General features: G+C 46.5%; 9 protein-coding genes. 6 read left to right on the top strand and 3 right to left on the bottom strand.

Annotation, left to right across the window (positions count from 1 at the left end; genetic code table 11):
* Positions 1 to 4: 4 nt before the first annotated feature.
* The 3 genes from JT717_RS08735 to JT717_RS08725 form a co-directional block, all read right to left on the bottom strand.
* Positions 5 to 2,392 carry a TonB-dependent receptor plug domain-containing protein gene (locus JT717_RS08735; RefSeq protein ID WP_205509816.1) on the bottom strand — a complete coding sequence of 796 codons (2,388 nt, stop codon included), beginning with the start codon at positions 2,390 to 2,392 and terminating at the stop codon, positions 5 to 7.
* Positions 2,393 to 2,537: 145 nt separating this feature from the next.
* Positions 2,538 to 3,236, bottom strand: a complete 699-nt coding sequence (locus JT717_RS08730; RefSeq protein ID WP_205509815.1) for a DUF2461 domain-containing protein — start codon at positions 3,234 to 3,236, stop codon at positions 2,538 to 2,540.
* Between the two features lie 24 nt (positions 3,237 to 3,260).
* Positions 3,261 to 3,617 carry a winged helix-turn-helix transcriptional regulator gene (locus tag JT717_RS08725; RefSeq protein ID WP_205509814.1) on the bottom strand — a complete coding sequence of 119 codons (357 nt, stop codon included), beginning with the start codon at positions 3,615 to 3,617 and terminating at the stop codon, positions 3,261 to 3,263.
* Between the two features lie 165 nt (positions 3,618 to 3,782).
* Between JT717_RS08725 and JT717_RS08720 the strand changes: the two genes are divergently transcribed.
* From JT717_RS08720 to JT717_RS08695, 6 genes are all read left to right on the top strand, one after another.
* Positions 3,783 to 4,391 carry an FMN-dependent NADH-azoreductase gene (locus tag JT717_RS08720; RefSeq protein WP_205509813.1) on the top strand — a complete coding sequence of 203 codons (609 nt, stop codon included), beginning with the start codon at positions 3,783 to 3,785 and terminating at the stop codon, positions 4,389 to 4,391.
* Between the two features lie 227 nt (positions 4,392 to 4,618).
* Positions 4,619 to 6,799, top strand: coding sequence for a T9SS type A sorting domain-containing protein (locus tag JT717_RS28730; protein WP_205509812.1), 2,181 nt, complete (start codon positions 4,619 to 4,621; stop codon positions 6,797 to 6,799).
* A 242-nt stretch (positions 6,800 to 7,041) separates the two neighbouring features.
* A complete protein-coding gene (locus tag JT717_RS08710; RefSeq protein WP_205509811.1) occupies positions 7,042 to 7,608 on the top strand; it encodes an RNA polymerase sigma factor in 567 nt (188 codons plus the stop codon).
* Between the two features lie 197 nt (positions 7,609 to 7,805).
* Complete coding sequence (locus tag JT717_RS08705) at positions 7,806 to 8,657, top strand: FecR family protein (protein WP_205509810.1); 852 nt, start codon at positions 7,806 to 7,808, stop codon at positions 8,655 to 8,657.
* Positions 8,658 to 8,737: 80 nt separating this feature from the next.
* Positions 8,738 to 12,253, top strand: coding sequence for a SusC/RagA family TonB-linked outer membrane protein (locus JT717_RS08700; protein ID WP_240347890.1), 3,516 nt, complete (start codon positions 8,738 to 8,740; stop codon positions 12,251 to 12,253).
* 42 nt (positions 12,254 to 12,295) lie between these two features.
* Complete coding sequence (locus JT717_RS08695; protein ID WP_205509809.1) at positions 12,296 to 13,867, top strand: SusD/RagB family nutrient-binding outer membrane lipoprotein; 1,572 nt, start codon at positions 12,296 to 12,298, stop codon at positions 13,865 to 13,867.
* Positions 13,868 to 13,881: the final 14 nt, after the last annotated feature.

The following is a 13,881-nucleotide window of genomic DNA, read 5'->3' as shown; positions in this document are numbered from 1 at the left end:
TCCCTTAAAATTTAAAATTCCAGGTAATACCCGGCAATATGGGGAACAGGAATACCTGTTTTCCCTGGATCATGCGTTCATCCTCATCGGCATCGATGTAAATGAAATAAGGATTACGCCGGTTGTAGACATTGTATAAACTGAATACCCAGTTGCTTTTAAACCGTTTTGTGCTCCTTGGCCTGGGCGTAAATGTAAAAGCAATATCCATCCGGTGATAGGCCGGCATCCGGTAGTCGTTGATCTTGTCGTATTGACTGATATTTGTGAAAATGGGTTCCTGGTCCTGTACATTATAACCCAGATTGTATACAAATCGGCCCGTGGGCATGGTCAATGCATTGCCGGTTCCATAAACAAAAACAGCGGATGCTTCCCATTTTTTGCTGATATTGTAATTGGCCACTACGCTTATATCGTGTGTGCGGTCATAGCGGTAAGGAAATGCCTTGCCTTCATTCATATCGGCGAATGTACGTTCGGCGCGGCTCAGGGTATAACCGATCCAGCCAGTGAGTTTTCCGGTTTTCTTTTGCACAAACAATTCCAGTCCATATGCCTTGCCACTGCCAAAGATCATCTCACCTTCTATATTCTGATTCAACAACAAGCGGGCGCCTGGTTTAAATTCCAGTTGATTGTTCATGGTTTTGTAATAGGTTTCCACGCTGGCTTCATACCGGCCATTGCCAAAACCTTTAAAAAAACCGGCAGCTACCTGCTCTGCTTTACCAGGTTTAATGAGCCGGCTGGCAGGCACCCAGAGATCGCTGGGGAATGTGGCTGCACTGGTAGTGGCCAGGTGCAGGTATTGAATGGTGCGCGTATATGACAGCTTAAGGCTCGCTGCATTCGGCAGTTTGTATAATAGATTGATGCGGGGCTCAGGATAATGATAACGGGCGATGCTTTCGCCTCTTTTAAAATAGGCTGTTTCGCCGGTGGGCGCACCATCGGGTCCATATATAACGTGCTCCGTTGGCCCCACCTGGTTAAAATAGCTGTAGCGCATGCCGGCTACCAGGTTGAGCCGGGTAGTAATATCAATATCAGCACTCAAATAACCTGCTGCCTCACGTGCATACTGGTCGTTAATTTGTGCTTCGAATTCCTGGAAGCCGGCGCTGGCGCTTCCGGCGCCCGGCCTGAATTTATGCCAGGTATATTGAAAGCCGCCTTTCCATCGGATCCAGCTGGCCGGTATATAGGTCCAATCGTCTTTTACCGTGTGATCTGTAAGCCCTGAAGAAAATATAAAACCATTGGTGGAAAATGCGATCTGGCTGTTTAAATTAAAATCGTTTCGCACGAGCGATAACTCATGTTTCCATTTTCTGTGCAGTTGTTGTTTCCAGGTAAGGCCGGCAATGGTATTTCCCCAAATGGCATTGAATTCCCGTCTTGGGCCGTCTTCATCATCATCGAAAAAGCTAAACTTGTCTTTACCCACATAGAATGTAAGATAGAGGGCGTTTTTATTATTGATGATAAAGTCTGCTTTGGCGTTAACGTCGTAAAAGAAATACCCGTTATTACCGATGCTGTCAGGCGCAATTAACCTGGCTACCTGGTCGATATAAGTGCGGCGGGCGCTGATAACAAAAGACGATCTTTTTTTTATAATGGGTCCCTCGAGCGAAAGCCGGGAAGAAATGAGGCCAATGCCCCCGCCAAATTTGAGGGAGTCTTTATTGCCATCGCGGGTATTTACTGCAATCACGCTGCTCAGGCGGCCACCGTATTCGGCAGGCATACCGCCTTTTATTACTTCAATATTCTTAACAGCATCCCCATTAAAAACGCTGAAAAAGCCGAGCAGGTGATTGGGATTATATACCGGTATGCCATCGAGCAGAACGAGGTTCTGATCAGGACCGCCGCCACGTACATAGATGCCAGCGCTGGCTTCCCCCCCGTTTTTAATTCCGGGTAAAAGGGTAATTGTCTTCATGGGATCCACTTCACCCAGGATCACCGGCAATTTCTGGATCTGCGCCATTTCGAGGCTGTGCACACTCATTTGGTTTCGCAGAATGTTACGGCTGCCGGTGACAATTACATTTTGTAACAAACTTTCGCGCGACTGCAAGTATACCGTAACTGTAGTGTCATTATTCAGCAGCAAAAATTTGGTAGTGTTGTAATGGCCTACAGCACTTACTACTATCCGGTGCCTGCCTTTGGGTAAAGTTGTCGAGATGATGCCGGTGGTATCGGCTAATCTTTCTTTCTGATTGATCCTGATGGTTGCATTGCTTACCGGCAGCTGAATGCTGTCGAGCACTTTTATGGTAAGGATGCGGGTTTGGGAATAAATCTTTTGGTTTGTCAGTAATATGATCACAAACACTAAAAAACCGGTTACTATGCTATCGGGTTTCTCCACTTTCATCAATCAGTAAATTAATGTATATCCAGCAAAGAATCTTCATTTTGGCCGGGAAAAACTATGTACAGAGCCCGGACAATCCAGGGCACTCAAACCGTTGCATGTGAGCCGGAAAGATAAAAGGCCAGGCGTTAAGAATGGCTGTGTATCATATTTCCAGTCCGTTCGTATCGGTCGTTAAAACCTCACTCATGTAATCAAAAAAGGGGCGCATGTTTTTAAACGTTTGACTGGCCTGATTGAGGAAGAGATCGCTCAGTACTTCCTGGTCGGTGAAAGGCCTGATGAGCAGGAATTGTTTGTAGCGTAACAGGTCAATGGCCTGGTGGCCGGCTTCATATCCTTTGGGAGTTGTTTTTACCTGTTCTCCGGTCAGGGTGCCGAAGGTGGTGATAAAGGTTTTGCTTTTCAGTATTTTTCGCAGCGGTTTATCATCGAACGCTATTTCATCCCTGATGCGTTTAAGATCCTGGGCATTGGGCGCCCAGAACCCACCGGCAAGATAGCTTTTGCCCGGCTCCAAATGAAAATAATAGCCGCCCCGGCGGTATTTGGTGGCCCGTTTAAAATGGCCGCTCCAGTTTGTTTTATAAGGTGTTTTATCCTTCGAGAACCTGATGTCACGGTATATGCGGTGCAGGCTTTTCTTTCCCGATGGGGTTTCAATCACATCGTGTTTATTCAACTCCCGCAGCAAAGCTTGGGCAAATAGCTCCAGCTGTTCCTGTTCCTGCTGATATTGTTCTTTATGCGCATTGAACCATTCGCGGTGATTATTTTTTTTCAATGCGAGTAAGAAGTCGAAACCCGATCTCGTGATCCTGGTCAGTTCCTGATGTTTGGCCATGCGGCAAAAAGTGATTTTGATTGGTTAATCCTTGGCCATGATCTTTTTACGGTGTTTGGTGCCCCATTTGTACAACTCCTGAATAAGATCGTCGAGCGATTCGCCATATTCAGTAAGTGAATATTCCACCACCACCGGAACGGCATCATACACCGTTCTTTTTATCAATTTGTTCATTTCCAGGTCGCGCAGCTCTTTGGAAAGCATGCGATCGGTTATTTTGGGAATGTCCTTCGCTATTTCACTGAACCTTTTGTTACCAAATTGTAATGAAATAATAATGGGCAGTTTCCATTTTCCGCTCAGGATATGTATGGCATCCGATACCGGTAGTATGATGCCCAGGCATTTGTGATGTTCCCGCTCTTCCTTTTTTACCATGTTATTTATTTTTTGAAGTGCTATACTGGGTTATAGTACTATCCATTTGTATAGAGCTATACAACTGTATAGTACTTACTAATGTATAGCAAAGGTAAGTAGCTTTGTTCTGAAAACAAAAACACACCATTACAAGCTCACAGAATCATTCAAAAATCAATTACAATGAAAAAGATACTGAATATAGTTTCAAGTGCAAAAGGTGAACATTCTTACAGCAATAAACTGTCAAACGCCATCATTGACAAATTGTTAACAGTTTACCCCGGGAGTCATGTAAAAACACATGATCTTACAAAGAACCCCTTGCCGCATTTACATCCTGAGCAAATAACCGCTTTTTTTACACCTGAAGAAAAACGTAGCCCGGACCATAAAGAACTTGTCAGCTTTTCTGACCAGGCTATCAACGATGTGAGGGAAGCCGATATCATTGTGATCGGCGTGCCTCTGTATAATTTCAGCATTCCCTCTTCATTAAAAGCCTGGATCGACCATATTGTAAGGGCGGGAATAACCTTCAATTATGTGAACGGTGCACCAGTGGGTTTAGTCACCGGCAAAAAGGTGTACCTGGCGATGGCTACAGGCGGGGTTTATTCAGATGGTCCCATGAAGCCCTATGATTTCGCAGAGCCATTTTTACGGTACATACTTAATTTCATCGGTTTGAATGATGTTACCACATTCCGGGTTGAAGGAACAGGGTTACCTCATTTAAAAGATGCGGCTTTTCCAAAAGCCGTAGAGTCGGTGAAGGAGTTTGCTTTTTAAATACAGTTTTAAATAATTCATAAAGGCCGGAGTATGTTCCCTTTCGCTGGGCGTACTCCGTTTTTTTATTGTACACCTGTAGTGTTTTTTCTACAGGGCGTTTGGGTATACTCATATTAAATGTAAATTATACAGGAAAACCATTAGATAAGGCGGTCGGTTGATGTTATATTTGCGAATTTTTAAGATTTGATCCGAATTACCATCTCAACCAAACAAAGAAAGTGATGAAATTATTTTTTACGCGATCGTCCCTATTTCTCTCCTCGCTCTTTTTTTTATGCTATCATTCCTTCAGTCAATGCGGTACCGCACCCACCACCGGAACCATTACTATTGGAACAGGAACCAATATTGTGAACTCCTATTATCCCGGGACTGCTAATGCAGCCAGCGGTACAACCACCCTTACTGTGGGCACACGGGATGCAAGGGGCAATGCAACTGCATTGAGCAATGGCGATATGATATTCATCATACAGATGCAGGGGGCCGATATCAACACATCGAATAACGATTCATATGGCGACGGCGTAGCCGGGGGTAATGCCAGCGGGTACCTCAGCAGTAACCTGGTAGCCGGCCAGTACGAGTATAATATTGTAACCGGTTTCAACAGTGGTACAATTACAGTACAATATCCACTGGCGAATAGCTATTACGCCCGCACTTTTTCTGCTGCTACCGGTACCCAAAGTTTTCAGGTGGTCAGGGTGCGCCGGTATTACAATTTGACCATTGATGCCGGCAGGTCTATCACTGCTCCCGCCTGGAATGGAAGTACAGGCGGAGTGATTGTACTGGAAGCTGCCAATCAAATCACCCTGAATGGTACAATAGATGCAAGCGGATTGGGTTTCCGCGGTGGCGGCGGTAAGTATTTTGACGGCGCTGACCTGGGAAATACCAATGGCAGCGGAACAATTACAAATAATGATCTTCGCTGGAATTCTGCTGTTACAACTGCCGCTAATCAAACAGGCGGCGCAAAAGGCGAAGGTATTGCCGGAACGCCCATTTACTATCGGGCAAATGGCGCCACGGTCACTACGACCAACGGCACCCTGGAAGGTTATATAGGAGGGGCTATGGGAAGAGCGGCGCCCGGAAATGCCGGTGGAGGCGGAACCGATGGTGATCCCGGTTCAAACCAATATAATCCCGGTGGCGGCGGCGGCGGTAATGGCGGTGCTGGCGGAAAAGGCGGCAGTGGCTGGGATGGCGGTAGCGCAAATCCAAATACGTACAATACCGGAGGTTTCGGCGGTGCTGCTTTTGCGGAAGCTTCCCTGCAGCGATTGGTCTTGGGTGGCGGCGGCGGTGCCGGCACCAGCAATAACAGTTTATTAAATAATGGCCAAAACCTCTACGAGCATTTATCCAGCGGCGCAAGTGGCGGTGGTATCGTTATCATTCGGGCCAAATCGTATAGTGGTAGCGGCTCGGTATTGGCCAATGGTGCTGCAGCCACTGATATTCAGCAAAGCGGGGTAACCGATGCTGCCGGGGGCGGTGGCGCCGGTGGAACTATCATAGTAGTAACCAACGAGGCGGGCGGTACCATTGCAGGTACCATCAGCGCCCAGGCAAATGGTGGTAAGGGCGGTAATATGGAAACCTGGTTTGCGCATGGCCCTGGTGGTGGCGGCGGCGGCGGTTTTGTAGTAAGCAATGTAATTGCGAATGCCAGCATATTTGTAAATGGCGGCGCAAATGGGCTTACCCGCACTGGTTCACAAAACGGCACCCTTAATAACGTTTACAACGCAGCATCCGGGTCCGTGGGCAAAAAAACGATCCTTACAGGCCCTGTTGGGTTCTTTGGTCCTTCGGTCAATGGTTCTCATTGTGGTGTGTTGCCTGTGACCCTGTATTCCTGGAAAGGCGTATTCAATAACGACAAAACCTATCTTAACTGGCAAACCGATGCAGGGTTCAACTTTTCGCATTATGTTGTTGAACGCAGTACTGATGGAAGGCATTTTTCCTCACTGGGCCAGGTAATGGCTTCCGTTTCCAATGCCCTGGTTCAGCAGTACGCATATACTGATGCCCAACCTGCCAGCGGTATTAATTATTACCGCCTGAAAATGGTAGACAAAGACGGTCAGTTTACTTATAGCGCTATCATCACCATCCGTACGAATGTGAAGGCCTTCGAGATAACCGTTTCACCGAACCCCTTTACCGATCATGTGGTAATTGCGCTGCAAAGCAATAGCGAGGAACCGGTTCAATTCAGGCTATACAACAGCGATGGCACACTCGTTTGGCGTAAGACCGGTTTTGTTACTGCGGGTAACAATGCGCAATATTACAATGACCTGCAATTTTTACCGAAAGGCGTATATATCTTAAAGGTGAATAAGAAAGAAACAGTTGCTGAGTATAAATTAATAAAGCAATAAACGCAAAATAACCGATCAGGATCTATAAAGAGACTGTCATCTTGTTACGATGGCAGTCTCTTTTTGTTTCGATCTGGCTCCAAATCTTTCGGTTTGCAGGTTTTTGCGGGTTACATACTGTTGAAAACTTTAATGCAAACGTTTGCGCAAGCTGGTGAGCTTTAAGTTTCTTAAAAAAACTTAAACATTTAGTAAAACAACTTCTTTTATGGTAGTACATTTGGTTGCTAAGTTTGCGCCATATGAATTTTCAGCCAATTGTTCCCGACGACGGCGAATTATTGCTGCAACTGAAACAGGGGGACAGAATTGCTTTTGATGAGATTTTTAACCGCTTTGCCGATCCCATTCATACGTATATCCGTTTACGGCTGAATGGTTCGGAAGAAGCCGATGACGTGCTGCAGGAAGTATTTATACGCCTGTGGAAAAAACGTCAGTCGATCGTCATCCATACCTCATTCCGCAATTATCTATATACCATTGTTCAGCATTGCATCAGCGATCACCTGCGGGCTTCCAAAAGAAAAAGGTACACTTTACCAGCCGAAATGCCCGAGCATACCGAAGGCCGGCCCCTCCCCGATGAACAATACCAATACAAACAGGCATATCACATCTGGAAAAATGCCACCAGTAAATTACCGGGGCAAATGCGCAGGATCTATGCCATGAAGAACGAAGACCAGCTTTCGGTTAAAGAGATCGCCTCCGAATTGCAATTGAGCGAACAAACCGTAAAAAATCAATTACATACTGCCGGCCAGCGCATTGTAAAAATGTTACGGCAGGTGCAGCTATTCTTTTAACGTAAAAGAGGAATGCCGGCTGTGCGGGTTCGGGCTGGCAACCTGAAGACCGCAAAGGCGGAACATCCCTTAAATTTCAATTCAAATGACTGCTATATTCTTCTCTATTACCAAATTGTTACCTCGCCTTTTTTTCTAACATCATTCTAGTACCAGATCCATTTCACCAACGTCTATTAACCCAAAGCTGTTCAGGCATGCCCCGTAAGTCAAAGCGAAATAATAGTAGTAATAGTAAACACTCAGATGAGCAATGGCTGCAGGCATGGCAATCACCCGGTGCTATTGGTGCACAAAAGAAGCAATCTTTATTGAACAGCATCAACGATCGCATTGACAACAAAGGCCGCCGGAAAAAAAAGCTCTTTTTTATTGGATTAAGCGCAGCAGCAGCCATCCTGGTAAGCATATTTATTAAGATGCCACACAATCATGCACCAGCGGCTGTGAATGTGTGGCAGGAACTGGCCAGCGCCGACAGTTCAAAAATGATCAGGCTGCAAGACGGCTCTGAAGTATGGCTCACGCCTCATACAACCGTGAAGGTGTATGCTGATTTCTTAAAGCAGCGAAAGACGGTTCTTTTAAAAGGAACTGCTTTTTTCAGTGTAGCCAAAGATGCGCAACACCCTTTTACCATTGGTGTTAACCGGCAGCTGGTTACTGTTGTAGGAACTGCTTTCACCATTCATAAGCTGGATTCGGTTGATCTGCAACTGACCGTTAAAGAAGGCAGGGTATCGCTGAAGAACACCAGTGGTGACCAGTTGCTCGCCGCGGGCCAACAGGTGGTCACTGCAAAAGCCTTGACAGGCAGGGTGCAAACCGTTAACCCCGCTGCTGCCGACTGGTGGCTGCAACAACAGATACGGTTGCAAAATATTACGATTGAAGAATTGCTGAATCGCCTGGAAACATATTATCAGGTTAAGCTAACGTACGGCACTATTGATAAGAATAAAAAAGTAACGCTTACCTGGGATCTGACGATTTCATTGCAGGATAATTTAACGGTGCTGAACACATTGACTGGTTTTAATATTCACTAACAAATCCTTATCGCCAACCTATTCTTTGATCTGCTGAAAAAGCGGACCGGCATTGTATTGTTTATAATGTAAATGAATATATGGAATACGCAAAACTAACTAAAACATTCACTGCGCTTTTGGTGCTGCTCATTACAGGTATCATGAACCTGTATGCACAATCGGGCCCGGTTCATTACCGGCATGCGGCTGGTAACCTCGCTGCTATTTCCGAGGATTTTGGCCGTGTATTTAAAGTGAAGCTGGCTTATGCGAATGATGAGCTGGCTGCTGTACAGGTACCTGCAGCCTCTTATGAAGCAGGCAGTGTAGGTGAGTTATTGAATAAGGTATTGGCGCCAGGTGGTTTTATGGCATCGGCCAGCGGTAACAGCTGGGTGATCAAAAAAAGTGATGCTCCCAAAAAAGCGCCTACGATGGTCTTGAAAGGTATTGTCACTGAAGGCGGAAACCCGGTTTCAGGCGCTACCGTGATCATTAAGCAGGACGGACAGAAGAATGTGATGGCCATTGCCGATGACAATGGCCGGTTTAGCAAAACCCTTCCGGCTTTATCTGAAGGCACTGTAGAAATAACGGCTGTTGGCTATCTGCCGATGAGAAAAAAATTCACCGCCGAGGCGCAACAGTCATTGAGCATTGCGCTGCAGAAAGACGATCAGCAAATGCAGAACGTGGTAGTAACTGCATTAGGTATAAAAAAATCTGAAAGGTCGCTGGGGTATGCGCTTACAAAAGTAGACAGCACGCAGCTTACCCAGGCAACCAGTTTAAACTGGACAGATGCCCTCTCGGGTAAAGTAGCCGGGCTCAACCTGGTTCGTTCCGGTTCGGGTCCAGCTGCTTCGAGTAAGATCATTCTCCGGGGCGAAAACAACCTTACCGGCGACAATGAAGCCCTTATAGTAGTGGATGGCGTGGTGATCAGCAATGGCAGCGGTAAACGCTCTGCCAACAGGGGCGATGCGGTATATGCCACCAACTCCGACAACCTGCCGGCCGACTATGGCAGTTCGTTGAATGATATCAACCCGCAGGATATTGAAAGCGTATCTGTACTGAAAGGGCCTGCTGCGGCTGCATTGTATGGCCAGCGGGCGGCGAACGGCGCAATCATCATCACCACCAAATCTGCCACCCAGAAAAAGAAAGGTAAGTTAAACGTCCGTTACACAGTTAACGGAAACATCGAAGAGGTAAACAGGTATCCTGAACTGCAATATGAATATGGCCAGGGTTTGGGTGGGGCGCTGCATTACTCTTTTGGCGCTACGGAGGATGGCGCCAGCACCAGCGGTACCAGCTCTGCTTACGGGCCTAAGTTTGACGGACAAATGTTCTATCAATACGACCCCGTGCGCCAGACAGTAGGTACAGAGCGCACTCCCTGGCGGGCTTACGATAATATCAACGATTTCTGGGATCAGGGAACTGACCTGAGGCACAGCATCAGCATAGATACCAAAGTAGGCGCCACAGGCGTACGTATCAACGCTGGTACAGAAAAAAACAAATGGATCGTGCCCAATACAGGTTTCGTGCGCAGGAACGTGGGATTAACCACCAATAGCGACATTACCAGTAAATTAAAACTTTCCACCAAAGTGAACTACGGTTTCCGGCTCAGCGATAACCTGCCGGCCGCAGGTTATGGAAACCAGTCTTTGATGTACTGGTATATTTTCTGGCAACCAAGCGCCGATTATAACTGGCTGAGAAACTACTGGGCAGGCGGTGAAGGCAGCATATATGACAGCATGTATAAACAGATCAGGTATCCGTTCTCTTCATTTCCCGAGAATCCATTTGCGATCGTAAATGAATTTTTGAACAAAACAAGAAGGAACAACGTAACAGGGAACGTTACACTGAATTACCAGCTTACCGATGAGCTGAGCTTCATGTTGCGCGGTAACCTTGACTGGATGAACGATAAACGTGAGCAGGACCGGCCTTACGATGCCGGCACCCGCCTGATCTATGGTTCCGTTAGAAAACAGAACATCTATAGCCACGAAAAAAGCTACGATTTCATGGCCCGGTATAATAAGAATCTCAACAAGAACATAAAATTAGGTATAACCCTTGGTGGCAGCCAGTTGAAAAACGAATATGACAAATCAGATGTGAGGGCCGACGGGTTGAGATATCCTGACTCTTTAAAAGGCGGCTCCCCCTACCCGCAGATCTATAACCTTGACAACAGTTTGTATGGATTGACCTATTATCCCGATAAAAGCGGTTACCAGATCAATAGTGTTTACGGTATTGTGAATTTCAGTTACAAAAATTACCTGTATGCTGAGCTTACCGGCCGGCAGGACTGGAACAGCGTATTGGCCACTCCGAAAAGAACCGACAATGTAGGGTTTACCTATCCTTCGATCAACACCAGTTTCATTTTGTCGGAAGTGGCAAAACTGCCAGGTTTTATTAACTATACCAAGTTCCGTGCTTCATACGCCCAGGTGGGTAGCGGCGGCACCACCCCTTACTTAACAGCGTATACATACTCGCTGGCAAGTGGTGGTATATATCCGGACAGTGCCCTTGTAAGCCCCACCAAGCTGCCTAACGTGAATTTAAAACCACTTACCACTTCCACATTCGAGTTTGGTACCGAAGTGCAGTTCTTTAAAGGCAGGCTCAGCGTAGACCTTGCCGTGTATTTTGGAAATACCAGGAACCAGATCTTCACAAGAACGGTAGATGCCTCTTCCGGTTACAACACGGCAACGATCAATGCCGGGAAAGTAAGGAATAATGGGCTGGAAATTCAGCTTAATGCCAAACCCATTGCAAGTGCTACAGGTTTTAACTGGAGCCTTTATGGAACCTTTGCTTTCAACCGGAATAAGATCGTGTCGATGCCGGACAGTGCGGTATTGCTGCGCGCCGGCAATATTGCCAGCGGCCAGATAGTTGCTTCGATAGGTGGCAGCATGGGCGATCTGTATGGCCTCGGTTACCAACGCAGTCCCGACGGACAAGTGATCTTTGACGCCACAACAGGCTTCCCGAAGATCACAGACAATATTATTTACCTCGGCAACACCATACCAAAACACAAGTTCAGTCTTGGCAATAATTTTCGATACAAGAACTTCAGCTTAAATGTGCTGTTCGATGCGCAGGTAGGCGCCGTGGCTTATTCACTTACCCATTACAAACTGGCAGAGCAGGGAAAGCTTAAAAGTACATTACCGGGCAGGTACAATGGTATCATCGGTAACGGCGTGGTACAAAATCCTGATGGGTCTTTCCAGAAGAATGATGTGGTAGCTACCGATATCGATCAGTATTATCAATACAGCATCGGTAGCTTCAATGCAGAAGGAAGCACTTTTAGCACCGACTTTGTAAAATTCCGGGAAGCTTCCTTGTCCTATGCCTTTAAGCCAAAACTGCTTAAAAAGATCGGTTTGAATACCGCAAGCGTTGGTCTTTACGGGCGCGACCTGTTCATCTGGTCACCCTGGCCAATATTTGATCCTGAGTTTGGAACATTGGCCGGGTCGGATATCGTTACAGGTTTTGAAACAGGACAGTTCCCATCGACCCGTACCATGGGCTTCACATTAACAGTAGGGTTCTAATTATTGGGTAAAAGATCTGATCAATCAAAAAAGAATAAACGGATGAGAAAGCAATTAATTATAGCATGTATGGTTCTGATGGCTATGCCAGCACTCTATTCATGCAAAAAGGGGTTTGAAGAGCTGAACACAGATCCTATCAACATTATCAACACTACTCCCGACAAGCTGCTGGCTCCTGCCATGATCAACGCTATCTGGCCCGGCATGAGCAGGAACAGAAGCTTTAACAATGAACTGATGCAGGTAACCGTATCGCAAAGCGATGGTGATAATACCGTGTTCAGGTATGCTTTCAGAAGCAGTATGTCAGATTATTTATGGAACGCATGGTATGTGCAACTGACCAACTTCAAACAGGTAGACAGCCTGGCGCGTACCGAAAAGGTCTCCAATTCTTCTTACCAGGCTATTGGAAAGATATGCAAAGTATGGCTGTTCTCGAATCTGACAGATACTTATGGCGATATTCCTTATTCCCAGGCGCTGCAGGGCGATCAACAAAATGTAATACCGGCTTTTGACAGGCAGAAAGATATTTATCTCGATATGTTTATCCAGTTGGAAGAAGCCAATAACCTGCTTTCGGCCGGTGCTGCGATCGTGGTATCCAGCGATCCCCTCTACAAAGGCGATGTAGCTAAATGGAGAAAATTCGCCAATTCTTTATACCTGCGCCTTTTGTTGCGGGTATCGGGCAAAGCAGAAGTACAAGAGCAATGTATTGCAAAAATAAAACAGATCGTAGAAAACCCTGGCCAGTATCCGATCTTTGAAAGCAATGCAGACTGCGCCAGGATCCTTTGGAGCGGTGGCACCAGTACTACAGATCCATACACATCACCTTATTTGAACGGGGTGAGAGCGCAGGATTTTCGGGCTCCGGCTATTTGCAGTTTCTTTTTAGATCATTTGATCGCGTGGTCTGATCCGCGTTATGTATCTTCTACTCCCTATGGATCAGGCAGTATAGGCCGTTTCGGTATTGCACAGGCCAGCGGCGGCGGATGGTTTGGCGTTCAAAGCGGCTACCTGCCAGGAACCGGTGATACAAAGGGTTGTTATTTTCAAAGCTTTGATAATACGAGTACCGGTGGCGTTTGGTCGCTTCAGCAAAATCCATTGACCGGTATCATCATGCAATATGCCGAAGTACAGTTCATACTGGCAGAAGCGGCCTTGAAGGGATGGATTGGTGTGCAAGCTGATACAAAGAACTACTATTACCAGGGCATTGCATCCGCTATCAACTATTGGGTGCCTAACTTTCCGGAAAGTACCAGTGCTACCAACTTTACCGACCATCTTAACAATCTCGACGCTGCAGGCGAAGTCTGGGATGATAACCTCCCACAAGAAGATAAAATGGAAAAGATCCACTTACAGAAATATTATGCACTGTTCATGACGGATCTGCAGCAGTGGTTTGAATACCGGCGCACCGGACATCCGGTTTTGCCTAAAGGGCCGGGACTGGAAAACGGAGGCGTAATGCCTGCACGCCTGGTATACCCTGTGTATGTTCAGGCTGCCAACCCCTCAAACTACAAAGCTGCTGTAGCTGCACAGGGCCCCGATGAAATATCAACCAATGTATGGTGGCAACGGCCTTAAGTGTATCAACTATA

Origin of the sequence: Longitalea arenae (assembly GCF_016924755.1) — a bacterium.
Lineage (GTDB): Bacteria > Bacteroidota > Bacteroidia > Chitinophagales > Chitinophagaceae > Niastella > Niastella arenae.
This window is presented reverse-complemented; position numbering and strand designations above follow the sequence as displayed.

What these genes read in the sequence shown, in the direction of transcription:
- JT717_RS08700 (WP_240347890.1), top strand. Translation starts at nt 8,738, where the DNA reads ATGGAATACGCAAAACTAACTAAAACATTCACTGCGCTTTTGGTGCTG.
- JT717_RS08720 (WP_205509813.1), top strand. Translation starts at nt 3,783, where the DNA reads ATGAAAAAGATACTGAATATAGTTTCAAGTGCAAAAGGTGAACATTCT.
- JT717_RS08710 (WP_205509811.1), top strand. Translation starts at nt 7,042, where the DNA reads ATGAATTTTCAGCCAATTGTTCCCGACGACGGCGAATTATTGCTGCAA.
- JT717_RS28730 (WP_205509812.1), top strand. Translation starts at nt 4,619, where the DNA reads ATGAAATTATTTTTTACGCGATCGTCCCTATTTCTCTCCTCGCTCTTT.
- JT717_RS08705 (WP_205509810.1), top strand. Translation starts at nt 7,806, where the DNA reads ATGCCCCGTAAGTCAAAGCGAAATAATAGTAGTAATAGTAAACACTCA.
- JT717_RS08730 (WP_205509815.1), bottom strand. Translation starts at nt 3,236, where the DNA reads ATGGCCAAACATCAGGAACTGACCAGGATCACGAGATCGGGTTTCGAC.
- JT717_RS08725 (WP_205509814.1), bottom strand. Translation starts at nt 3,617, where the DNA reads ATGGTAAAAAAGGAAGAGCGGGAACATCACAAATGCCTGGGCATCATA.
- JT717_RS08735 (WP_205509816.1), bottom strand. Translation starts at nt 2,392, where the DNA reads ATGAAAGTGGAGAAACCCGATAGCATAGTAACCGGTTTTTTAGTGTTT.
- JT717_RS08695 (WP_205509809.1), top strand. Translation starts at nt 12,296, where the DNA reads ATGAGAAAGCAATTAATTATAGCATGTATGGTTCTGATGGCTATGCCA.